This window comes from Protofrankia sp. CiP1_Cm_nod4 (assembly GCF_982290645.1).
Map to the genome: position 1 here is coordinate 59,951 of NZ_CEVIVC010000015.1, position 1,340 is coordinate 61,290.

The following is a 1,340-nucleotide window of genomic DNA, read 5'->3' on the forward strand; positions in this document are numbered from 1 at the left end:
AGGAGCGGGAGCGGAGCTGGGTGCCGGTGCGCCGGTGGGCGCGCCGAAGGTCGTGAAGGCCGATCGCCGCGGGACGCGGTAGGCCGCGCCGCCGGTCAGGTCGTCGAGGATCACCGCGGCCCGCCAGGCGCCCAGGCCGAGGTCGGGCGTGCCGACCCCGTGGGTGTGCAGCTCGGCGTTCTGGACGTAGATCCGCCCGCTGACCTGCGGCGCGGTCGCGAGCCGGTAGGCGGCGTCCACCTGGTACCGGCCGGCGTCGTCGAGGTCGAGCAGGTCCGTGACCGGGCCGAGCAGCGTGGGCCGGCGGGCGGCGTACCCGGTCGCGAGCACGACCCGGTCGGTCTCGACCGTGAACGCGCTGTCCTGCGGGACGTGCCGGCAGGTCAGCCTGATCCGCCCGCCCGCCGTCCGCGTCCCCGACTCGATCGCGACGTGGGGCAGCAGGGCCGCGTCCACGGACCCGCCGGCGACGGTCCGTTCGTACAGCAGGTCGTAGATCTCCGCGATCGTCTCGGCGTCGATGCCCTTGTACAGCTGCCACTGGGTGGGCAGGATCGCGTCCTTGGCCGCCTGGTCCAGACCGTGGAAGTACCGGACGTAGTCGGGTGTGAACTGTTCCAGGCCCAGCTTGGAGTACTCCATCGGGGCGAAGGCCGGCGTCCGTGTGATCCAGTGCAGGGCCTGGCCGGTTTCCGGCTGGGCGCGCAGCAGGTCGGCGAAGACCTCCGCGCCGGACTGCCCCGAGCCGACGACGGTCACGTGCCCGGCGCCGGCCAGGCCGGCCCGCCGCGTCCGGTACTCGGCGGAGTGGAACACCTCCGGCCCGAGCAGCCCGGCGAGCGCCGCCGGCACCGACGGTTCGGTCCCCACCCCCAGCACGATGTTGCGGGCCAGCACCGTCCGGGCGGCCCGGATGTGGCCGTCGGCCTGGACGCTCACCTCGGCCTCGAACAGCCCGGTGTCCGCACGCCAGCGCAGCGCGTCCACCCGGGCGCCGAAACGGGCCGACGCCAGGCCGGTGGCCACCCAGCGGCAGTAGTCGTCGTACTCCTGCCGCAGCAGGTGGAAGCGCTCGTGGAAGTAGAACCGGAACAGCCGGTCGTGCGCGTGCAGATAGGACAGGAACGACCAGCGGCTGGTCGGGTCGGCAAGGGTGACCAGGTCGGCGAGGAAGGGCACCTGCAGCCGGGTGCCCGGCAGCAGCAGGCCGGGATGCCAGGAGAACCCCGGCCTGGTCTCGAAGAACCGGGTGCGCAGCCCGGGCAGCCCGTCGGCGAGCGCGGCCAGCGAGAGGTTGAACGGCCCCAGCCCGACGCCTACCAGGTCGAACGGCTCGTCCC

At 73.7% G+C, this 1,340-nt stretch carries 1 protein-coding gene; it reads right to left on the reverse strand.

Annotated features, from left to right (window positions below):
- Nucleotides 1-1,340, reverse strand: a 1,340-nt coding sequence (locus tag AC5LSR_RS05335; RefSeq protein ID WP_493468218.1) for a lysine N(6)-hydroxylase/L-ornithine N(5)-oxygenase family protein, incomplete at both ends; no start/stop codon positions are given.